Source organism: Bradyrhizobium sp. CIR18 (genome assembly GCF_014198295.1).
Classification (GTDB): Bacteria; Pseudomonadota; Alphaproteobacteria; order Rhizobiales; family Xanthobacteraceae; genus Bradyrhizobium.
Map to the genome: position 1 here is coordinate 112,367 of NZ_JACIHF010000003.1, position 20,607 is coordinate 132,973.

The 20,607-nt window shown below is 65.6% G+C and carries 19 protein-coding genes; 5 read left to right on the top strand and 14 right to left on the bottom strand.

Annotation, left to right across the window (positions count from 1 at the left end; all coding sequences use genetic code 11):
* Positions 1-414 (bottom strand): phosphonate C-P lyase system protein PhnG, encoded by a 414-nt coding sequence (gene phnG / locus GGD65_RS13495; protein WP_049815035.1) that lies wholly within the window; start codon positions 412-414, stop codon positions 1-3.
* Positions 415-584: 170 nt separating this feature from the next.
* On the opposite strand from phnG, the gene phnF reads away from it, so the two are divergent.
* A complete protein-coding gene (gene phnF, locus GGD65_RS13500; RefSeq protein WP_018321223.1) occupies positions 585-1,313 on the top strand; it encodes a phosphonate metabolism transcriptional regulator PhnF in 729 nt (242 codons plus the stop codon).
* A gap of 127 nt (positions 1,314-1,440) precedes the next feature.
* Here phnF and phnE (GGD65_RS13505) read toward each other — a convergent pair whose 3' ends face one another.
* From phnE (GGD65_RS13505) to phnC, 4 genes are all read right to left on the bottom strand, one after another.
* Entirely contained in the window at positions 1,441-2,289 is an 849-nt protein-coding gene (gene phnE, locus GGD65_RS13505) for a phosphonate ABC transporter, permease protein PhnE (protein WP_183235579.1), read from the bottom strand.
* The gene (gene phnE, locus GGD65_RS13510; RefSeq protein ID WP_018321221.1) at positions 2,286-3,170 is read right to left on the bottom strand and encodes a phosphonate ABC transporter, permease protein PhnE; all 885 of its coding nucleotides are present in this window, start codon (positions 3,168-3,170) and stop codon (positions 2,286-2,288) included. Before phnE (GGD65_RS13510) ends, phnE (GGD65_RS13505) begins: the two co-directional genes overlap by 4 nt.
* A gap of 71 nt (positions 3,171-3,241) precedes the next feature.
* Positions 3,242-4,177, bottom strand: a complete 936-nt coding sequence (phnD, locus tag GGD65_RS13515; RefSeq protein ID WP_018321220.1) for a phosphonate ABC transporter substrate-binding protein — start codon at positions 4,175-4,177, stop codon at positions 3,242-3,244.
* A gap of 63 nt (positions 4,178-4,240) precedes the next feature.
* Positions 4,241-5,050, bottom strand: coding sequence for a phosphonate ABC transporter ATP-binding protein (gene phnC / locus GGD65_RS13520; RefSeq protein WP_018321219.1), 810 nt, complete (start codon positions 5,048-5,050; stop codon positions 4,241-4,243).
* Positions 5,051-5,223: 173 nt separating this feature from the next.
* Between phnC and GGD65_RS13525 the strand changes: the two genes are divergently transcribed.
* Genes GGD65_RS13525 through GGD65_RS13535 form a run of 3 tightly spaced genes read left to right on the top strand, consistent with a single transcriptional unit; the run spans position 5,224 to position 7,802 of the window.
* Positions 5,224-5,895: a chloramphenicol acetyltransferase gene (locus GGD65_RS13525; protein WP_183235580.1), complete on the top strand. Its 672-nt coding sequence runs from the start codon at positions 5,224-5,226 to the stop codon at positions 5,893-5,895.
* The gene (locus GGD65_RS13530) at positions 5,892-7,085 is read left to right on the top strand and encodes an alpha-D-ribose 1-methylphosphonate 5-triphosphate diphosphatase (RefSeq protein WP_183235581.1); all 1,194 of its coding nucleotides are present in this window, start codon (positions 5,892-5,894) and stop codon (positions 7,083-7,085) included. Before GGD65_RS13525 ends, GGD65_RS13530 begins: the two co-directional genes overlap by 4 nt.
* Before the next feature lie 18 nt (positions 7,086-7,103).
* On the top strand, positions 7,104-7,802 hold the full coding sequence (locus GGD65_RS13535; protein WP_183235582.1) for a DUF1045 domain-containing protein: 699 nt from the start codon (positions 7,104-7,106) through the stop codon (positions 7,800-7,802).
* Between the two features lie 3 nt (positions 7,803-7,805).
* Here GGD65_RS13535 and GGD65_RS13540 read toward each other — a convergent pair whose 3' ends face one another.
* The 6 genes from GGD65_RS13540 to GGD65_RS13565 all read right to left on the bottom strand — a co-directional run bounded on the left by GGD65_RS13540 (position 7,806) and on the right by GGD65_RS13565 (position 14,800).
* Positions 7,806-8,429, bottom strand: coding sequence for a hypothetical protein (locus GGD65_RS13540; RefSeq protein WP_246783288.1), 624 nt, complete (start codon positions 8,427-8,429; stop codon positions 7,806-7,808).
* Positions 8,430-8,512: 83 nt separating this feature from the next.
* The gene (locus GGD65_RS13545; protein ID WP_018321214.1) at positions 8,513-9,913 is read right to left on the bottom strand and encodes a selenium-binding protein SBP56-related protein; all 1,401 of its coding nucleotides are present in this window, start codon (positions 9,911-9,913) and stop codon (positions 8,513-8,515) included.
* 373 nt (positions 9,914-10,286) lie between these two features.
* On the bottom strand, positions 10,287-11,225 hold the full coding sequence (locus tag GGD65_RS13550; RefSeq protein ID WP_183235584.1) for a dihydrodipicolinate synthase family protein: 939 nt from the start codon (positions 11,223-11,225) through the stop codon (positions 10,287-10,289).
* A gap of 129 nt (positions 11,226-11,354) precedes the next feature.
* Complete coding sequence (locus tag GGD65_RS13555; protein WP_018321212.1) at positions 11,355-13,436, bottom strand: methyl-accepting chemotaxis protein; 2,082 nt, start codon at positions 13,434-13,436, stop codon at positions 11,355-11,357.
* Positions 13,437-13,556: 120 nt separating this feature from the next.
* Entirely contained in the window at positions 13,557-14,327 is a 771-nt protein-coding gene (locus tag GGD65_RS13560) for an enoyl-CoA hydratase (RefSeq protein WP_183235585.1), read from the bottom strand.
* The gene (locus GGD65_RS13565) at positions 14,324-14,800 is read right to left on the bottom strand and encodes a MarR family winged helix-turn-helix transcriptional regulator (RefSeq protein ID WP_183235586.1); all 477 of its coding nucleotides are present in this window, start codon (positions 14,798-14,800) and stop codon (positions 14,324-14,326) included. The genes GGD65_RS13560 and GGD65_RS13565 overlap by 4 nt, the downstream gene beginning before the upstream one ends.
* A 110-nt stretch (positions 14,801-14,910) precedes the next feature.
* On the opposite strand from GGD65_RS13565, the gene GGD65_RS13570 reads away from it, so the two are divergent.
* Entirely contained in the window at positions 14,911-16,290 is a 1,380-nt protein-coding gene (locus GGD65_RS13570; protein WP_312017703.1) for an ATP-binding protein, read from the top strand.
* A gap of 31 nt (positions 16,291-16,321) precedes the next feature.
* Here GGD65_RS13570 and GGD65_RS13575 read toward each other — a convergent pair whose 3' ends face one another.
* The 3 genes from GGD65_RS13575 to GGD65_RS13585 all read right to left on the bottom strand — a co-directional run bounded on the left by GGD65_RS13575 (position 16,322) and on the right by GGD65_RS13585 (position 20,557).
* Positions 16,322-17,983 carry a tannase/feruloyl esterase family alpha/beta hydrolase gene (locus tag GGD65_RS13575; protein WP_183235587.1) on the bottom strand — a complete coding sequence of 554 codons (1,662 nt, stop codon included), beginning with the start codon at positions 17,981-17,983 and terminating at the stop codon, positions 16,322-16,324.
* 96 nt (positions 17,984-18,079) lie between these two features.
* Positions 18,080-19,534, bottom strand: a complete 1,455-nt coding sequence (locus GGD65_RS13580) for a GntP family permease (RefSeq protein ID WP_183235588.1) — start codon at positions 19,532-19,534, stop codon at positions 18,080-18,082.
* Between the two features lie 3 nt (positions 19,535-19,537).
* Positions 19,538-20,557, bottom strand: a complete 1,020-nt coding sequence (locus GGD65_RS13585) for a patatin-like phospholipase family protein (RefSeq protein ID WP_183235589.1) — start codon at positions 20,555-20,557, stop codon at positions 19,538-19,540.
* Between the last annotated feature and the right edge of the window lie 50 nt (positions 20,558-20,607).

Sequence of the window (20,607 nt, forward strand, 5' to 3'; positions counted from 1 at the left end):
TCACCCCTCACCGCGCACCATGGTGTAGAAATCAACCTTCGTCGCAGCGGTCTCGGCCGCCGCCTGCGCGCGGCCAGCCATAAGCTGCTCACGCAACGGGGCGATAACGTCCCGCTCCACCACTCCGCCAAAATCCCTCGACTGCACCAGGGCGTCGCACAAAGCGATCAGCCGCGCTTTCTCGCCGTCGCGCCCGAGCGTGTAGCCGAATCCGACCTCGCCGCTCGCAAGCCGCACCGCGGCGCGCGACACCGTGGCTTCACCGAGATTGAACGGCGCGCCGTCGCCGCCGACCCGGCCGCGCAGCATGACGAGACCGTTTTCGGGCGCGCGCAGATCCTGATGGGCCGGGAGCGCCAAGTTGCGGAGGCGGGCGGCGATCTCGCCCGCCTCCGCGTGCGCCAGCACGGCCATGGCGGCCTGGCGCTGGGCTTGCTGGTTGTTGTGCAGGGTCACCTGATTCACCGAACCTTTGACAGAACTTGCCGCGCTGAAGTTGTCTATGATAATAGACAACTTCATACGGGAGCGCCATGACTGTTTCGTGACAAGTGCATGATTTCTGGGCTAGGCTGGCCGGCGATATGAGCATGCAAGACACTGCGTCGTCCGGCGTCGCGCTATGGCGCCTCGTTGCCGACGGCATCGAGCGCGGCATCGCCGACGGCCGTTTCGCGGCCGGCGACAAGTTGCCGGGCGAGATGGAGATCGCCGAAACCTATCGGGTGAACCGCCACACCGTGCGACGCGCGCTGGCGGCCCTCGCCGAGCGCGGCCTCGTGCGCGCCGAGCGCGGCAGCGGAACTTATGTCGAAGCGCAGAAGCTCGCCTATCCCCTGCGCTCGCGCACGCGCTTCTCCGAGATCGTCGGCGCCGGTGGCCGCGAGCCGCGCGGTCAGTTGATCGAGGCGACCGACGATGTCGCGACCCGCGAGCTGGCGCGCGAGCTCGGCCTGAAGGCCGGCGCGCCCTTGGTGCGGATCGAGGCGATTCGCCTTGCCGACCGCACGCCGATCTGCGTCTCCACCACATGGCTGTCGGCGGAATTGTTTCCCGGCGCCGGTGCCGTGTTCGCGGCGACGCGCTCGATGACGAAGCTCCTGGAGCATTACGGGGTGCGCGACTATCGCCGCGGCGCGACCCGGATCACCGCCGGCATCGTCGACGCAACCGACGCGGCCCGGCTCGATCTCGCGCTCGGACGGCCGATCCTGGTGGTCGATGCCACCGACCACGATCTCGACGGCAAGCCGCTGATGACCAAGCATTCGCGGTTTGCCGCGGAACGGGTGGAGTTTCTGGTGGAGTCGTAGGGGCTCTCTCCAAAGAAACCGGAGCCGTAGGGTGGGCAAAGGCGCACATCGCGCCGTGCCCACGATCTTTCTCGATCATTAAAAATCGTGGGCACGCTGCGCTTTGCCCACCCTACGGCACTTTTGATCAGGCCACGGCCCTGCGCCCAATGATCGCAAAGCGCAGCTTGCCCGAGATGAAATCGATCGCGGCGACCGCGACCAGGATCATCAGGATCAGGAACGACACCTTCTGCCATTCCAGCACGCGGATCTGCTCGGCGAGCTGCAGGCCGATGCCGCCGGCACCGACGATGCCGATGATGGTGGCCGAGCGGGTGTTGGATTCGATGAAATAGAGCACCTGGCCGGCGATCACGGGCAGGACCTGCGGCAACAGCCCGAAGCGGATCTCGTGCAGCGGACTGCCGCCGGAGGCGCGGATGCCCTCGACCTGCTTCTGGTCGGCGCCCTCGATCGCCTCCGAGAACAGCTTGCCGAAGGCGCCGAAATCCGACACCGCAATGGCGAGCACGCCGGCGAACGGGCCGAGCCCGACGACGTTGATCCACACCAGCGCCCAGATCAGGGTGTCGACGCCGCGGATCGAATCCAGGACGCGGCGGACAGGAAAGCGCAACAGCTTCGACGGCACCACGTTGCGCGCCGCGAGCAGGCTGACCGGAAGCGCGAAGACAGCCGCCAGCGTCGTGCCGAGCAGCGCGATCGACAGCGTCTCGCCGAGCGCCTTCAGATAGATCGGCAGTGAGGAGCCGGGATCGGGCGGGATCATCATCAAGGTGATCCAGCCGAGCTGGCCGAGACCTGCGAAGAAGCGCGACGGCGAGAAGTCGAGATCGACGAGGCCATAAACGAGGACCGCGAACGCCGCGACGATCATCGCGGGTGTGGCAAGCCGCGCCGAGGCCGGCCGGTCGAACACGTCGGGATAGCGCGCGCGAAGCTCTCGCGTGTCGACCGCTTGCCGCCTCGTCACGTCCGCGCCTCCTTGCCGAACAGGCGGCCGCGCAGCCAACCGGTGCTGATGTCGATGATGAAGACGGTGACGATGATGGTCAGCAGGATCGCGCTGACGTCCGAATAGTAGAATTTGCGGATCGCGACGACGAGCTCCTGGCCGATGCCGCCGGCACCGACGAAGCCCATCACGGAGGCTTCACGGACGTTGATCTCGAAGCGCAGCAGCGCGTAGCTCGCATAACCCGCGGTCACCTGCGGCACGACGGCGAACCGCATGCAGGACAGCCAGCTCGCGCCGGTCGAGCGGATGCCTTCGACCGGCTTCATGTCGGCGTTCTCGACGATTTCCGAGAACAGCTTTCCGAGCGCGCCGGTGGAGTGGATCGCGATCGCGAGCACACCCGCCATCGGTCCGAGCCCGAAGGCGATCACGAAGATCAGCGCGAAGACGATGCCCGGAACGGTGCGGGCGAACTCGAGCAGGCGCCGGACGACGAAGCGCAGCCAGGGTGCGGGCGAGGTGTTTTCAGCCGCGAAGAAATTCAGGCAAAATGCCAAGGTCGCGCCGATCAGCGTGCCGACATAGGAGATCAGCAGCGTCTCGCCGAGCATCTTCAGCCATTTGCGCCAGCCCCAGAGCCACTCGCCGACATCGGTCCAGACGCGCTGGCCGTTGTCGAGCGTGAGGATGCGATCGAAATAGCTGATGAAATTGCCGAAATAGGTGAAGAGCGTGCGCAGATTCACCTCCGCGCCGATTCCCGCGAGAGCCAGCGCGGCGCCGAAGACCGCGATCCCCAACAGCAGGCGGAGCCGCCTGCGCCCGACCGCCTGGCGATAAGCGGCGTTGAGCACGGCAAGCTGCTGCTCGGGGAGGATCGAAACCGCTGTTGTCATCGGCCTGAGATGAGTTCCGTCAAAGAAAGAGCCGGGTCCAGGGACCCGGCTCCAGTTGCATCGCCCAGAGATCAGGACGCCTTCTTCTTACGCAGCGCATCGACGAACTTGATCAGCTCGATCGTGCCATCCCAGTCCTTGGTGGTAGCGGGATGAAAGCCCTTCTTCTGGCCGTCGGAGAGGCGGTCGAACGCGGCCTTGTCCTTGGCCGGTGCGTCGAAGAACGCCTTCGCGATGGCGGCCTTGGCGTCTTCCGGCAGGTCGGAATTGTAGGCATAGGGGCCGTTGATGATCGGCGCCGACTTGTGGATGATGCGGAAGTCGTCCTTCTTCATCGCCGAACCGTCGGCATTCTTCAGCATGCCCTTGGTCAGCATCTGCGCCAGCGTGGAATCGTCGTCGCTGGTCCACTGGTTGGCGGCGACGTCGACCGTGCCCTGCGACAGCGCCAGCATTGCGTTCTCGTGGCTGCCGGTGAAGACGACCTTGCCGAAATAGCCGTCGGCATCGGGGATGCCCATCTTGTCCAGCTCGAAGCGCGGCACGTTGTTGCCGGAGGTCGAGTTCGGATCGACGAGGCCGAGATTCTTGCCCTTGAGATCGTCGACCTTCTTGTAGGCGCTGCTCGCCTTGACGAAGAACACCGAGTAATAGCCGGTCGAGCCGTCGGCATTGATGTCGTTGGCGAAGGCGTCGGACTTGACGCCGGTCAGGCGGGCGCGGGCGAACGAGGCCGAACCGTAGCTGGCGATGTGGATGTTGCCGGCGCGCTGGCCCTCGATGACGGCGGCGTAGTCGTTGGCGATGCGCAGCGTGACCTTCACGCCCAGTTCCTTGGAGAGATAGTTCACGAACGGCGCCCAGCGCTCGGTGACGCCGGAGGCGTTCTCGGCCGGGACGACCGCAAAGGTCAATTCGGGATATTTCGCCTTCCAATCGTCGGCGGAGGCGGAGGCGGTGAACGCGAGCGCGGCGGCGCCGGCAAGAATTAATCTGCGAGTGATCATGATACCCTCTTCATCCGTTGGGGTCGGTGGACGCAAAACTGGCAACAAAACAGGTGGCGCGGCTCAGGCGGCCGCGGCGGTTCCGAGCGCCGGGACGCCCTCGGGCGCCGGGACGGGCACGGTGCCCATGACGTCGGCGGCTTCGAGATCGTAGAGCTCACGCGCAACGTGCTCGGTCAGCGCGGACGGCGCGCCGTCGAACACCACCCGGCCCGCCGCCATGCCGATCAGGCGGTCGCAATAGCTGCGGGCGAGATCGAGCGAATGCAAATTGCAGAGCACGGTGATGCCGAAATGCTTGTTGATGCGCAGCAGCGCATCCATCACGATCTTGGTGTTGCGCGGATCGAGCGATGCGATCGGCTCGTCGGCGAGGATGATGTCGGGCTGCTGCACCAGCGCACGCGCGATCGCGACGCGCTGCTGCTGGCCGCCGGAGAGCTGGTCGGCACGCTGGGCGGCGAGCGATGCGATGTCGAACTGTTCGAGCGCCGACATCGCCAGCGCCTTGTCCTGCTCGGGCCACACTTGCGACAGTGAGCGCCAGGCCGGCATCGTCGCAAGGCGTCCCATCAGGACGTTGGTGAGGACATCGAGCCGGCCAACCAGGTTGAACTGCTGGAAGATCATGGCCGACCGCGCCCGCCACTGCCGTAGCTCCTTGCCGCGCAGCGCGGTGACGTCGATGCCGTCAAACAGGATGCGCCCCTGCGTCGGCGTCGCGAGACGATTGATGGTTCGCAGCAGCGTCGACTTGCCGGCGCCGGACCGTCCGATCACACCGACGAAGCCGCCGGGGGAGATTTGAAACGAAGCGTCGTCCACCGCGGCTTTCGCGCCGAAGCGACACGTCAGACCTTCCACCACCAGCATGCGGGACTCCAGATTAGCTGGAGCCAACCGCTAACGCCCGCGCTTGACACTTGTGTGACACGGGCGTTGCGGTGCGGCGATCCTACACAGCTCATCCCCTGTCATCGCCATGTCATGACATCGTCATCAAGCCGCTCGAAGAGGAACGCCCGCCCTCGCGCATCGGATGCAACATGGCCGCCAAGATTCTCTCGGTCCAGCCGACCGTCGACCCCTCGGCCAAGCTGCACGAGACCAGGCTCGGCGCCTATACCGAGGTCGGCGCGCGCACCATCCTGCACGACGTCGCGATGGGCGATTACTCCTATGTCGTGAACGATTCCCAGATCACCTACACCACCGTCGGAAAATTCTGCTCGATCGCGGCGATGACGCGCATCAATCCCGGCAATCACCCGATGCACCGCGCGACGCAGGCGCATTTCACCTATCGCTCCAGCGCCTACTTCGACGGCGAGAGCGACGATGCCGAGTTCTTCGACTGGCGGCGGCAGCACCACGTCCATATCGGCCACGACGTCTGGATCGGCCACGGCGCGATCGTGCTGCCGGGCCGCAACATCGGCACCGGCGCGGTGATCGCGGCCGGCGCCATCGTCACCAAGGACGTGCCGGCCTACACCATCGTCGCCGGCAATCCAGCCCGCATCGTGCGGCGGCGGTTCTCGGAAGAGATCGCCGGACGGCTCGCGCGGCTCGCCTGGTGGGACTGGGATCACGACAAATTGCGCGAAGCGCTGCCCGATTTCCGCAAGCTCGGGATTGAAGATTTTCTCGCGACATACGAAGCACGGGCGACTCCCCAGACCAGATCCCTTACCAGCAAACGAAACGCGGTCGCGTGACAGACATTTTCCTTGAAGGCGGCCGGGCCCTGATCGGCACTGAGGTCGTCGAATCGTCATTGGCGGTGTCCGGACAGGACATCGCCCAGATCGATGCTTCACGGGGCCGGGCGCGGCTGGCGATCGATGCGCGCAACCTGCTGGTGCTCCCCGGCATCGTTGACCTGCATGGCGATGCCTTCGAGCGGCAGATGATGCCGCGCGCCGGCGTCGACTTCCCGATCGATGTCGCGCTCGCCGACAGTGACCGACAGGCGATCAGCAACGGCATCACCACGGTGTTTCACGCCACGACCTGCTCGTGGGAGCCGGGCCTGCGCAGCGCCGGCAATGCGCGCGGCCTGATGGAGGCCATCGAGCGGCAGCGTCCGCAATTCGCCGCCGACACCCGCTTCCACCTGCGGCACGAAACCTACAATCTCGACGCCGAGGCCGAGATCAGCCAATGGCTCACCGAGGGCCGCGTCGATCTGTTCGCTTTCAACGACCACATGGATGGCACCGTCGCCGACATGGCCAAGCCGCGCAAGCGCAACCGTATGGTCGAGCGCACGGGGCTTTCAGCTGAGGAATTCGACCGGCTGGTCGAACGTGTGGTCTCGCGCGCCGACGAGGTGCCGGCTTCGGTTGCGCGTCTGGCCGCCGCAGCCCGCGCGGCCGAGGTGCGGATGCTCTCGCACGATGATGCGACGCCGGCAATGCGCCAGGAGTTTCGCGATCTCGGCGCTGACATCGCGGAGTTTCCGATCAACGAGGAGACGGCGCGGGCGGCGGCAAGCCACGGCGACGCCATCGTCTACGGCGCGCCCAACGTCGTGCGCGGCGGCAGCCACACCGGCTGGACCAAGGCCTCCGACATGATCGCCAAGGGGCTCTGTTCCGTGCTGGCCTCGGACTATTATTATCCTGCGCAGCTGCTCGCAGCGTTCCGCCTCGCCGCCGACGGCGTGCTGCCGCTGACGGACGCCTGGAATCTGGTCTCCGCCGGCCCGGCGCGCGCCACCGGTCTTGCCGATCGCGGCGTGCTCGCGGAAGGACGCCGCGCCGATATTCTGCTGGTCGACGACACCGTGCCGCTGCGGCCACGGCTGATTGCGGTGATCGCGGGCGGAAAGCTTGTCCATCTCACCGATGCGACGCGGCTGCTCACTGCTATGGCGACGCAGCGCGAGACTGTCGCCGCGGCCTAAATTGGTTATGCTGAGGCGATGACAGGTTTCCCCCGCTACGCGATCTATTTTGCCGCCGGCAGTGATAGCGCCCTCTCCCGCTTCGGCGCCGAACTGCTCGGCTACGATGCCTACACTGGCAACGAACTGGCCTTTCCCGCCGACGCATTGCGCGTCGCGCCGGACTGGCGTGACGTCAGCGCCGATCCCCGCAAATACGGCTTTCACGCCACGCTGAAGGCGCCGATGGCGCTCGTATCAGGCAGGACCGAAGCGGAGCTGATGGCCGCCTGCGCCGCATTCGCCGGCAAGCCTCGGCCGCTTCCCGTGATCCGGCCGGTGGTCGATTCCATCAGCGGCTTCATCGCCGTCATTCCAGCCGAGCCGGTCGAGGCGCTGCAGCAACTCGCCGCAGATTGCGTCCGCGATCTCGATTCCTTCCGCGCCGCGCTGTCGGCGGACGACCGCGCGCGACGCAAACCCGAGAAGCTGAGCGAACGTCAGCGCGACTATCTCGCCCGCTGGGGCTACCCTTACGTGATGGAAGAATTCCGCTTCCACATGACGCTGACCGGGCGGCTGGATGCCGAGCGCCGCAGGCCGATCCTGGAGATGCTGCGGACGCGGTTTGCGGCGCTGGGGATCGAGACGCTGGCGATCGACCGCATCGCGCTGTTTCGGCAGGATGATGCGTCGGCAAGATTCCACATCGTCGACGAGTGGCCGCTGGCGCGATAGACCTCAGCGCCAGCTCGCAAGATTCAAGCCGAGCGCCACCGCGCCAACCAGAACGAGGCTGGCCGCCCAGACTGCATCCAGATTGAACCAGCTTCGCGAGACGAACCTCAATCCCAGATGGCGGTAGACCAGCCACGCCAGACATCCGCCGGCGCCGACCATGGCGGCGACGTGCACCAGCGACACCAGCACCGCCATCCCAAGACTTGTCTTAAAAAGACTTGTCTCGATAAGACTTGTCTTCATCAGCGCGCCCGCCGCCTCATGGCCGGCATCGAATTCGAAAGCCTGGCAGAGCCCGAGATAGATCGGCACGAGCATCAAGGCGGCGCCGTGAGCAATGGCGACGGCAAATGACCAGAGCGCCAATTGCGTCGGCGGAATTCGTGCCAGCGCGCGGGGATGACGCCGCGCGATCAGCCGATAGACGCCGAAGCCGATGACGAGGAGGCTCGCGCCAATCTGGATCGAACGCTGCCACTCGACCAGCACGAGCAGGAACGCGAACGGCAGCAGCACGAGAAATGTTGCCAGGAGATGCCCGGCCGCCAGAGCCCACAACGCACGGAAGAGTGCGGATGGGCTCTTGTCCATGAGCCCGGCCGAAACGGCGAGCGGCCATCCCATCCCCGGATTGACGCCGTGGTAGAGACCGCTCGCAACAAGCGCGAGCCACAGCCAGCCAAGCGCCGGGCTCGCGTGCCCCCAATCTAGACCGACGGGTAGCAAAAGGAGTCCGTCGAACAATCGCCGCCCTCCAGCCTGATCTGGTGCGCACGATAGCCGTCCGGGAAGCTCACGAAATAGTCCTTGTCGAGCTCGAGGCCGCCGTTGCGACCGACATTGGCCATGACTTCCACACCCGGAACCCCATCGGGATAGAACTGGTCGTCCCAGGTGGAATAGAGCGAATTGGTCCAGTACACGCGCCTGCCGTCGCGGCTGATCTCGACCATTTGCGGGCCGGCCGCAAAGGCCTTGCCATTCGGATGCGCTGTACGGCGTGCGATGCCGCCGATGTGGACGGAGCCCGCAAGCTTCGGCTTTCTGGGATCGCTGACGTCGTACTGGCGCATTTCACCGGTGCCCCAGCACGAGACGTAGAGAAACCGGTCATCCATCGACAGGTCGATGTCGGTGACCAGCGGTGGCACGGCGCCAAATCCCTGCAGCAGCGGCGGGAGCTTCTCCTTTGGTGCGGGTTCGGGCGGGATCGTTGCCGTCTTCTCGGCATGGAATTTCCCGCCTTCGCGCCACCAGGTCCAGATCGATGCTTCGAGATTGGTGGTGTCGACCACGACGCCCACGAAACCGTATTCGCGAACCGGATCGTGCGCAGGCCGCACCTCCAGCGCCATCTGATGATTGGCGCCAAGGTCGATGGTCTGCACATTGCGCCGGGCGCGGAGATCCCAGAAGTGGAGACGATGGCCGTATTTATTCGACAGCAGATCCTCCGGGACGATCCCGTTCTCGAACTGCGGCGGCAGCGCCCATTCGCTCGTCACCATGTAATCGCGCGGCAGATTCCACCAGAAGTCATAATGCAGCGTCTGCGGGCCACGGTCGATCTCCCATCGTCCGAGGACCTCGAACGTCTCGCAATCCATGATGAAGACGCCTGGAGGCCCGTTGGTGCCGTCCTTACCGCCGCCACCCAGCGTGCTCACGTAAATGCCGTCCGGCCCGCAATGGATGGTGTGCGGCCGCGAGTAGCCGGTCTTCTTGAAGATTTCCTCGGGCTCGATGATCTTGTGGATCTTGGCTTTGGTCGGATCTGGCTTGGTATCGATGATGTAGATCCGCGACGAACGGATTCCGGGGATGATGAGATAGCGCCGCTCGATGAAGGCGTGTCCGGCGAGCGGCGACAGGGCGGAGGAGCAGGCATTCCAGCCGAAGTGATGAAATTCGTCGCCCTTATTGGGCATCGTCACGGTGTGGACGATCTGGCTGTAGGTCGGCGATCCCGGCTTGACGTCGATGACGGCGAGAGCATCCGGCTTCGAGAAATCCGGACTGAGCAGCAACGTGTAGGCAAAGTTCTCCGCAGGTGCTTCCATCGCAAGCCTGGGCGATGCGTGAAAGGTGGGGTCCGGCCTCATCGTCATGGCACTGCCTCCCTGATCTGTCGGTTCGCGCCAACCTGGCTCGGGATAACGGCATTATGAAGAGGTGTTACACGATGGCTCGAGATGCTCCGCGGGGCCTGGTTGGCGACGTATATTACTTCATCGCCGGGCCGCGGGAAACGGCTCGAATCGCGCAAATTCGACGCCTTCAGGCGAAAGGGGCCGATGAGATGAGGCGAGCGCGCAACTCCCCTTCGGGGTCGTTTCGGCAAAGCCCGGGGCGACAGCTGAAATATTCACTTCGTAGGGTGGGCAAAGCGGAGCGTGCCCACCACCTGTCGCCGTCAGTAAAGATGGTGGGCACAGCGCTCCGCGCCTTTGCCCACCCTACGACAGCGACGCGTTTGGCCCGTTACTTCCCCCACCGCAGCGCCAGCGCGTCGCGTTCCTTGGCGAGTTCCAGCAGGCCCGCGCGCGTGCCCGGATGCAGCGGCTGGAGCGGATGGCGCACCGCGTCCGACTTGATCACGCCGCCGGCCTGCATCATCGCCTTGCAGGCGATCAGGCCGCATTGACGGTTCTCGTAATTGATCAGCGGCAACCAGCGCTCATAGGCGGCCTTCGCTTCCTCGCGCTTGCCGGCGAAATAGGGATCGATGATCTGGCGGATACCGTCGGGATAGCCGCCGCCGGTCATCGCACCGGTGGCACCGGCATCGAGATCGGCGAGCAGCGTGATCGCCTCCTCGCCGTCCCAGGGTCCCTCGATGTCCTTGCCGCCCGCCTCGATCAGGCTGCGTAGCTTTGAGGCCGCGCCCGGCACCTCGATCTTGAAATAACGGATGTTGGCGAAGTCGCGCGCCAGCCGCGCCAGCAGGTCGACCGACAGCGGCGTGCCCGCGACCGGCGCATCCTGGATCATGATCGGAATGGTGATGGCGCCCGAGAGCACCTTGAAGAATTCGACGATGCCCTTCTCAGGGACCCGGAACGTCGCGCCATGATAGGGCGGCATCACCATCACCATGGCGGCGCCGGCGGCTTCGGCTTGCTGGCTGCGCGCGGCGCAGACGGCCGAGCTGAAATGCGTGGTGGTGACGATCACGGGAACCCGGCCCGCGACATGCTCCAGCACCGCATGCATCACGGTCTCGCGCTCGGCATCGGTGAGCACGAACTGCTCGGAGAAATTGGCGAGGATGCAGAGGCCGTTCGAGCCGGCATCGATCATGAAATCGATGCAGCGGCGCTGTCCCTCGAGGTCGAGCTCACCACGCTCGTCGAAGATGGTGGGCGCGACCGGGAACACGCCGCGATACGGGCGCTGGGCCTTGTGTGGGGTGACCGGCATCGAACTCTCCATCCCTGATCTGTCTTACGTCTGGCGCCGCATAGTTGATGCGGCGGCACAGATGTAGCCGCCGCGCGGACCGGCGGCAATGCCGAACCCACGACGTCAGGTTGGAAGAATGAGGCGAAACTACGCGGTCTTGACCGCGCCCAAAAAGCCCTCGACCGCGACGCGGAGGCGGTCGGCGTCGGCTGACATCTTCTTGACGGATTCCGACAACACCGTGCCGGCGTTGCCGGTCTCCTGGTTGAGCCTGGCGACGCTGCCGATGGTATCGGTGACTTCGCGCGTACCCTGCGCGGCCTGCTGGAAATTGCGCGAGATCTCGGTGGTGGCCGCGCGCTGCTGCTCGACGGCGGCGGCAATCGCCGTCATCTTCTCGTCGATGCCGCTGATGGCGCCGCCGATGGCGCGGATCGCGGTCACGGCCTGGCCAGTGGCGCCCTGGATCTCCTCGACCTGACGCGAGATCTCTTCCGTCGCCGTCGCCGTCTGTGCGGCCAGGTTCTTGACCTCGCCCGCGACCACGGCAAAGCCCCGGCCCGCTTCGCCGGCGCGCGCGGCTTCGATGGTGGCGTTCAAGGCCAGAAGATTGGTCTGGCCGGCGATGGCGTTGATCATCTTGACGACTTCGCCGATGCGGCTTGCGGTCTGGTCGAGGATCTCGACCGTCGCGTTGGTCTGCTCGGCCTGCGACACGGCTTCGCGAGCCTCGCGGGCGCTCGACTGCACCTGCGCGGAGATCTCGCCGACCGATGCGGAGAGTTCCTCGGTCGCCGCCGCGATGGTCTCCAGATTGTTGGTGGCCTGCTCGGCGGCGGAAGAGACCGCCGCGGTCTGGCTGCTCGATTCCGACACCAGCGAGCGCACGCCGGTTGCGGTGGCATCGAGCTCCCGCGTCGAGGCCACAACGCTGTGGATCACCGCCTGCACGGTGTCATCAAAACTGCGGCAGGCCTCGTCGACGGTACCGGAGCGGGCCAACTGCAAGGCCTGCTGCGATTCACGCTCCCGGCCCAGGCGCTCGGCGGTCGCCGCGCTCTCGCGCAGGCTTTCGAGCGCCGCGGCCATGGTGCCGAATTCGTCGGGATGCCGGGATTGCGGCACCGGCGTCGCATAGTCGCGCGCGCTGATGCGGGCGATGGCGTCGAGAATGGCGCGCACCGGGCGCATCAGACGATTGCGCACCACGAACACACCGGTCAGGGTCACGGCAAGCGCGAGCAGGAAGGCGAGCGACTGTACCATGAGGTTGGTGAGAGCCTTGGCCTGAACGGCCTCGGCACGCGCGATCGACTGATCCAGCGCCTTGGTCGCGACGCCGACAATGAGCGCGAACGGTGACTGGCAGAGCGTATTCCATTCTGCCGCAGGGAGCGCCGGCTTGCCGCTGCCGTCAAAATTTTTGGTGAGCTCGTTGATCTGCTTGAGGACACCATCGGTCTTGGCCTTCGCGTCCGTCGCTGCCGTGACCAGCTCCGCCGACACACCGGGCGCAGCCAGCAGCTCGGCCATGCCGGCCCATGCGGAGGTGATGGTGCCGTCCCATTGCGCCACCGACCGCTTCTGGGCGTCGTCGAGCGGCTTGCTGCTGTTGACGTTCGAGCGCAGTGACGAACAATGGATGCCATAGCGGTCGCGCACCTGCCAGGCGAAGCGGCGGACCTGGATCATGCGTGCGATATAGGGATCGTTCATCCAGGCGCGGTTCGACACCGCCGTGGAGGCGAGGTTCGCGGTGTCGATGACCTTGGTGACGGAATCGTACCAGGAGTTGGTTCGCTCAAGCTTGCGCTCGGCGCGCGGACGCTTGGCCTCGTCGTAGAACAGCTGGAATTGCGGCGCGGTCTCGCTCCAGCGCTGCTTCAGCGTGCCGGCGAGCTCGTCGCGGCGGGCGAAGTCGACGGTCGAGAGCGCAGCGCCGACGGCCTCATAGCCGGCCTGCTCGGCCTTCTCCGCCGCTTCGAGCTTGGCGCGCGGATCGTCCTCGCCGAGCAGCGCACTCTGGGCATCGCCGCGATTGGTCCGCAGCGACAGCACGCCCTGGAAGATCGCCTTATCGGCCGCGGCAAGCCGCTCGGTCTCGAGACTCTCGCTGTAGCGGCCAAAAGCCCCGGCCATCTGGAACGCCGTCGAGGCCAGCGCGCCGGCAGCAAGGAGGGCCATCAGCGTCAGGAGAAGCGAGCTTACCGATTTCTTAAACATTGCCATGGGTCGGGGGCCTACTCTTCACGAGCGGCCACCTTGCATCGCGACATGCCAAGGTTTGGTTAAGACTTTAATCAAGTACCTGCGGTTGTGCCCGCCGCGCCTCCTGGCGGGCCGCGTCCCTCACGCGACCTTGGTGAAATCCGGCGGACGGCGCTCGGCAAAAGCCGTAAACGCCTCGCGCGCCTCGGCGGTGCGCAGGCGCTGCGCGAACTGCTCGCCTTCGGCCTGCATCTGCGCGACCAGTGCTTCGCCGTTGCGCATCAGCTTCTTGGTCGCCGTGAGCGCGCCGGCCGGCTGGCGGGCAAGACGCTGCGCCAGCGCGAGCGCCTCGGCATCGAGCTTGTCGAGCGGCACCACGCGGTTGGCGAGGCCCCATTCCAGCGCGGCCTTCGCCGGTAGGGTCTCGCCCAGCGCGAACATCTCGTAGGCGCGGGCATGGCCGATACGCGCCGGCATCAGCAGGCTCGATGCGGCCTCCGGCACCAATGCGAGGCTGACGAAAGGCGTCGACAATTGCGCGTTGTCGGCGAGCACGACGAGATCGCAATGCAGCAGCATCGTGGTGCCGACGCCGACGGCGCGGCCCTGCACGGCGGCGACCAGCGGCCGGGTGCAGCGCGCCAGCGACTGGATGAAGCGCACGACGTTGCGGCTGCCTTCGGACTTGCCGGCCGCGACCGCGGCGAATTCGCCGACGTCGTTGCCGGCGGTGAACATGTCGCCCTCGCCACGGATCAGGATTACGCGGGCCGACGGATCGAACTCGGCGGATTCGATGCTGTCAGCAAGCTTGCCGTACATCGCATCGGTCAGCGCGTTCTTCTTGTCGGGACGCGCCAGCGTGAGGGTGAGAATTCCGCCATTGTTCTCGATCCGGACGTGCTCGGTCATTGATCTGCTCCTTGGTCTGAATGTCGTGTTTCTGAAGATCTTGGAAACTTGTTTTGAATGCTGGCCAGCCAGCGCGCGACGATGTCGATCTCGGCCGCCGTGAATCCATCCGTCAGGGCGGCGTTGACCTCGGCCGCCCCGGCTTTCGCCTGCGCCAGGGCGGTGCGCCCCTTCGGCGTCAGAAAGATGCGCCAGGCGCGCCCGTCCTCGCGATCGGCCCGTCGCTCGATCAATTTCGCAGCCTCGGTGCGGTCGACGAGGCCGGAAATGCCCGCCGGCCCCATGTCGAGCGCCGCGCCCGCCTCGCCCATCAGCACGCCATCCTGCTTGCCGAGGATGAACAGCAGCCCTGCCTGCGCCGGCGTCACCGCGTTCTCCGGCCGCGCCGCCATCCAGCGCTGCAGCCGGCGCTGCGCAACGCTCAGCAGGTAGATCAGCCGATGATGCCGCGCGTCGGCCGGTTTATTTCGCATGCGAAGCAAATAGCGCCTGTCGGTCTCTTTGTCAAAGCGCTTGACGTTCTCGCGCGTTCATGTTCCTTATTTGTTCCAAACTCGTTCTAGTTGCAACAGAAAGGTGAGCCGTGGCGCAGAAGCTGGAGCAAGCGGAAGAGCAAGACCAAGAACACGAAACGGAAGGCGAACTCGCCTATGCGTTCGGGGTTCTGGACGCGTACTTCCATGGCCTTCCGCTCAGCAAGCTCGTCACGACCACCCGGCAGTTTCCCGGCCACATGCGAGTGGACGTCCAAGCCGCCCTCGACGAGCTGCTTGCAGCGCACGTCGACTTGTTCGGACTTGCCGAGGAACACTACGAAACGCTGTCGTTTGCGCGCCTGCTCCGCGACGATCGGAGCGCCGTGGCGATCGCCCCGCTGCAATATTCCGATGTCGATGTCGGCGAGAGCAGTCCGTCGCGGTGCCTCGACAACGGCTTGTGGCTCTGCGAGCACGACGGCTTGCGCCATGCCGTCCTGCTCAGCGCCGACCGCGACCCCCGTCGCGAGCCCGGCATCCGGATCGAAATCATGGTGTCCGCTGGAAGCACGGGGGCGGCCGTGGTGCAGCATTGCTTCGGCGCGCTCGAAGACGCCGTGCAGGCCGCGCGCACCTATCGCGGCAAGATCCTGTCGCTCGAGGAATCTTCCGACTACCGCGGCCAATCCCGCGGCATCAATGTGCACCGGCTACCGACCGTTCGACGCGACGAGGTGATCCTGCCGGAGCGGACTCTGCGGCTGCTCGAACGCAACGTGCTCAATTTCGTTGGGACGCGCGAGCAACTGCGGCGGCTCGGACAATCGACGCGCAAAGGCATCCTGCTTTACGGACCGCCCGGCACAGGCAAGACCCATACGATCCGCTATCTCGCAACGCATCTGCCTGGACATACGACCCTGATCATCACGGCCGGGCAGATCGGCCTTCTCAGCGCCTATATGGGCCTGGCACGGCTGCTGCAGCCCGCGATGGTGGTGATCGAGGACGTCGACCTGATCGCGCGCGACCGCCGCAACATGGGGCCGTGCGAAGAAACCATGCTCAACAGGCTGCTCAACGAGATGGATGGATTGAAGCCGGATGCCGACATCCTTTTCGTTCTCACCACCAATCGGCCACAGGACCTGGAAGCTGCCCTGGCCGGTCGCCCCGGTCGCGTCGACCAGGCCATCGAAGTGCCGCTCCCGGATGAAAATGGCCGCAGCAAGCTGGTGCACCTCTATGGCAAGGGATTGCCGCTCGACGACGCGATCGTCATCGAGGCTGCCCGCCGCAGCGAGGGGACGAGTTGCGCCTTCATCAAGGAACTGATGCGGCGGCTGGCGCAAGCCAGCTTGGCGCGCGACGGCGGCAAGTCGATCGTCTCGGCCGATATCGACGAAGCCCTCGACGACATGCTGTTCTCTGGCGGCCGGCTCAATGCGCGTCTGCTCGGCGGGGCGCAGGCGATGGCAGCGGAGTGACTTCGCGGTCATCCATCCGGCCTGTGCCGCCTTACGGCGCGCAGGTGAAGCTTGCCGCCTCCGTTACCGGTCCCGCTTTGTAGTGCGGCCAGGCCGGCCAGCGGCACAGCGGCAGCGCGCGCAGCGTCGCGAATGAGGGCGCCTCGATCTTCGGCTCGCTGACTTCGAGGTCGCCGGGCGCCTTGCCTTTCTCGACCCAGTCGACCAGCACGCTCAGCATGTCGACATTGGCCGGCGCACCGGAGCCGACATGATCCACGCCGGGTGCGGTGTAGAGCCGCGCGAACTCTGCCGTTTCGGCCTTGCCCAGCTTGCGCTCGACGCTCTCGAAATAGCGGATGCCGGCATAGGGGCTCTGCGCGTAGTCGGCCATGTGCTCGAGCATGATCAGACGGCCGCCGCGGGCGCGGAAGCGGCTGAGATCGGGATCGGTCGAATCCATCAGCTTCGAAACCTCGAGCAGCCGCGCCTTGTGCTCCTCAACCTTGTAGGTGGTGACATCGAGCTTGGGATCGCGCGCGAAGACATATTGGATGCCGCCGGCGCCGTAGATCCAGGCGATGCCGTTGTTGGGTGCAGGCGGCTGCGCCGGCGGCGCGGTGCCGAGCCACCACGCCACCCAGCCGCCGGTCGGGCCGATCGCCGGCGTATCCTCGCCCGACACGCCCCAGCCGGGATAATCGTCGAGACCGTTGGCGAGCGCGAACGGGAATTTGTAGGTCCCGTGCAAGGTATCGATCGCCTTGATCTGTGCATCGGTCAGGCACTGATCGCCGCTCTTTCCGGCCTCACAGCGCAGCGTCTCGACCTTGAAGGCCGCCTTGCAGGCGACGGGATCCTGCACCAGCGCATCGTCGGAGCCATCGGCCTTGTCGCAAGCCGCCCGCACGGCATCGCCGACGAGCTTCACCTGCGCCGGATTGATCCAGCCCGCGCCCATGGTGACGAGACCCGAACGCGTGCCGGCGTGCTGCAGGCCGACCCAGTTGATCACGGGCACGCGTGCGAAGATGCCGTCGAAATCGTCAGGGTAACGCTGCGCCATGGTCAGGCCTTCACGGCCGCCCTCGGACGAACCCATGAAATACATCTTGTCCGGCTTCTTGCCGTAGGCGCGCTCCATCAACCCAACGGCCACATCGCGCACTTTCTTGTAGGCGCGGTGAGCAAAATTCTCGAAGGCTTCGTCGTTGAGCGCGAAGACCTGTGGCGGCTCGCCTTGCTTGGTCTCGTGACCCGAGTCGGTGCCATAGGTGACGAAGCCGCGCGCCAGCGGCGACGGCTTGTCGAAGGGATAGGCCGGCGGCAGCGCAAGGCCGGTGATCAGCACGCCGTTGAAACCGCCGCCGCCATATTGCAGCGAGCGGCCGTTCCATTCGACGGGAAGGTTGACCTGGAATCTGATCGGCGGCGCCTTGGGATCGACAGGGTCGATATGACCGAGCACCTTGCAGAAGGCCGGATTGGCCGGCGTGACGCGCCCTGACGGCGTCGGTCCGCGTTCGGCAACGGCGATCGGCGAGGGCGCCTGCAAGGTTGCGGAGTCGATCTTCACGGCATCGGCCCCGCCGACGAGACCCTTGCAGACCGCATCGGCGTCTTCCGCCAGCGTTGCCGCCGACGCCGTGCCCGTTTCCAGTGTCGCCATCGAGCCTACAAGCAACGCACACAGCTTCGCTCTCTTTCGCGTCATCGTTTCCACCCGGCTTTCTCGATTTGTTGCGTCGACGGCTTGCCGCATTGAATGCAACCTTCGTCCTCCCGTCAATCGCTCACGCCGAGCCGCCCATCAGAATGATCCGAGTGCGCTCCCCAAGGCGATCACGGCCACCAGCGCCAATAGCGACGTCACGATGCCCACCATCACAATGTCGAGATAGCTGTCGCGATGGGTCAGGCCGCAGATCGCGAGCAGGCTGACCACCGCACCGTTGTGCGGCAGGATGTCCAGCGTCCCCGAACCGATCACCGCGACGCGATGCATCAGCGCAAGGTCGATGCCGTTGCGCGCGGCGATCTCGACATAGGTCTGGCCGAGCGCGTCGAGCGCGATCGTCAAGCCGCCGGATGCCGAGCCGGTCAGCGCGGCCAGAATATTGGTCGCAACCGCGAGCGAGACCAACGGGCCACCTTCGATCGCAAGCACCCAGTCGCGCACCGTTTCGAAAGCCGGTAGCGCCGCGATGACCGCGCCGAATCCGACGAGGCTGGCGACGCTGAGCGCCGGCAGAACCGATGCATTGGCACCGGCGTCCATGGTCTGCCGCAGAGAGGGAAGCCGGGCCCAATTGAGGAAGATGGTCGTGACGATGGCGGCACCCAGCGCGGTGCTGACCGACCACACACCAGCGACCGCCGCCAACGATGTGCCGCCGAAGCGCTGCTCGCTCAGATACGAGACATCGAGCCGCGGCAGCACCAGCAGCGACATCACGAGATTGACAGCCACGACGACGGCCAGCGGCAGGATGGCACTCACCACCGGAGCAGACATTTCACCGCGCCGTCCATGCCGGATCTCGGCCGGATCGAATTCTCGTGCGGTGGTCGCGTATTCGCGGACCAGTTCGTCGTCGACGGCACGTTCGGCCGCACCCTCCATGTCCTCGCCATAGCCTTCCCCCGCACGGCGAGCCGCGGCTTCTGCGCGGCGCAACCACCACAATCCCGCGCCAACCATGATCAGGGAGGCGATGATGCCGAGTCCGGGCGCGGCAAAAGGCGTCGTGCCGAAGAACGGCATCGGGATCGCGTTCTGGATCGATGGCGTGCCCGGCAAAGCCGACATCGTGAAGGTCGACGTGCCCAGCACGATCGCGGCCGGAATCAATCGCCGCGGAATCGCGGCGGCACGAAACAGCGAGCGGGCCATGGGGACGATCACGAAGAACGCAACGAACAGGCTGACGCCGCCATAGGTGACCATCGCACCGGCGAGCACGACCGCCAGGATCACGTGGCGCTGGCCGAGACGTCTCGCCATGAAGGCGGCAACCGACGTGACCGCCCCGCTGTCGTCCATCAGTTTCCCGAATACGGCGCCAAGCAGAAAGATCGGGAAGAATTGCGCCAGGAATGCAGCAGCATTCACCATGAAGATCTGCGTCAGGTTCGCAAGCAGCGGCTCGCCGCCGAACAGCGCCGCGACGAGCGCGGAGAACGGCGCCAGCAGGAGAACGCTCCAGCCGCGAAAGGCGAATAGGACGAGAAGGCCAAGCCCGACGAGAATGCCGAGAAGCCCCACCTCTCAGCACTCCGACAGCAGGATGTCGAGATCGGCGGTCGAGCGCCGACCGATATCCGGGCCGTGCTCGTCGAGGAACGTTTCGGCCGCCCGACGTCCTTCGCCGTGCAGCATCGAGACGAACTCCCATTCGGCGTTGAGCTTGGACGAGGCGCCGAACTTCGCCAGCATGTCGCTCTTGACGCGGTGGGTCCGCATCTTCGCCCAGCGCGCGCCCTCGCCGCTTCCCGGGTCGGCCGCCTGACGCAGCAACGCGATCATACGCAACTCCTTCATCAGCGGCGAGTTGAACGAAATCTCGTTCAGCCGATTGAGTATCTCCGCAGCCGTCCGCGGCTCTTCCGGCTTTTCAGTCGGATTGATCTGCACCAGGATGGTGTCGTGCGCGTCGCTTTCGCGAATGAGCGGTGTGATGGTCGGGTTGCCGGCATAGCCGCCATCCCAATACGGTTCGCCGTCGATCTCGATCGCGCGGAACATGGTTGGCAGGCAGCCCGACGCGAGCAACACGTCAGCCGTGATCTCCGCGTTGCGGAAGATGCGTCCTCGCCCGGTGCGCACCCGCGTCGCAGTGATGAACAGCTTGATCGGCGAGCGCGCGAGGCGCTCGAAATCGATGCTCTCAGCCAGCACCGCATGCAGCGGATTGTAGCCGGTCGGATTGAGGTCGTAGGGAGAGAGCACCCGCGACATCAGGTCGGTCAGGATGTAGGCCGGCGAGGTATCGAGCGTCCAGCGCCCCATCAGCCGGTCGAGCGGCGAGCGCTGGAGCGGGCTGAAGGCCGCCGCCTTCGAAACGCGCCGCCAGTATCGTTCGAGTGCGTCACGCGCACCCTCGGCGCCACCGGCGGTCCACCCATCCGCCAGCACCGCTGCGTTCATCGCGCCCGCGGACGTCCCGGAGATCGCGGCGATCGTAAGCCGCTTCTCTTCCAGCAGGCGATCGAGCACGCCCCAGGTGAAGGCGCCATGCGAACCGCCCCCTTGAAGCGCGAGATCAATCAGTACGGTGTCCGGTTCCATCGCGGCACTCACGCAACTGAAGCTCAAATCCGACGCGATTTGTCACGTGC

Coding starts and splice junctions, on each gene's coding strand:
- phnG (WP_049815035.1), bottom strand. CDS start 414: ATGGCCGTGCTGGCGCACGCGGAGGCGGGCGAGATCGCCGCCCGCCTC.
- phnF (WP_018321223.1), top strand. CDS start 585: ATGAGCATGCAAGACACTGCGTCGTCCGGCGTCGCGCTATGGCGCCTC.
- phnE (WP_018321221.1), bottom strand. CDS start 3,170: ATGACAACAGCGGTTTCGATCCTCCCCGAGCAGCAGCTTGCCGTGCTC.
- phnD (WP_018321220.1), bottom strand. CDS start 4,177: ATGATCACTCGCAGATTAATTCTTGCCGGCGCCGCCGCGCTCGCGTTC.
- phnC (WP_018321219.1), bottom strand. CDS start 5,050: ATGCTGGTGGTGGAAGGTCTGACGTGTCGCTTCGGCGCGAAAGCCGCG.
- GGD65_RS13525 (WP_183235580.1), top strand. CDS start 5,224: ATGGCCGCCAAGATTCTCTCGGTCCAGCCGACCGTCGACCCCTCGGCC.
- GGD65_RS13535 (WP_183235582.1), top strand. CDS start 7,104: ATGACAGGTTTCCCCCGCTACGCGATCTATTTTGCCGCCGGCAGTGAT.
- GGD65_RS13540 (WP_246783288.1), bottom strand. CDS start 8,429: ATGGGATGGCCGCTCGCCGTTTCGGCCGGGCTCATGGACAAGAGCCCA.
- GGD65_RS13545 (WP_018321214.1), bottom strand. CDS start 9,913: ATGACGATGAGGCCGGACCCCACCTTTCACGCATCGCCCAGGCTTGCG.
- GGD65_RS13550 (WP_183235584.1), bottom strand. CDS start 11,225: ATGCCGGTCACCCCACACAAGGCCCAGCGCCCGTATCGCGGCGTGTTC.
- GGD65_RS13555 (WP_018321212.1), bottom strand. CDS start 13,436: ATGGCAATGTTTAAGAAATCGGTAAGCTCGCTTCTCCTGACGCTGATG.
- GGD65_RS13560 (WP_183235585.1), bottom strand. CDS start 14,327: ATGACCGAGCACGTCCGGATCGAGAACAATGGCGGAATTCTCACCCTC.
- GGD65_RS13565 (WP_183235586.1), bottom strand. CDS start 14,800: ATGCGAAATAAACCGGCCGACGCGCGGCATCATCGGCTGATCTACCTG.
- GGD65_RS13575 (WP_183235587.1), bottom strand. CDS start 17,983: ATGACGCGAAAGAGAGCGAAGCTGTGTGCGTTGCTTGTAGGCTCGATG.
- GGD65_RS13585 (WP_183235589.1), bottom strand. CDS start 20,557: ATGGAACCGGACACCGTACTGATTGATCTCGCGCTTCAAGGGGGCGGT.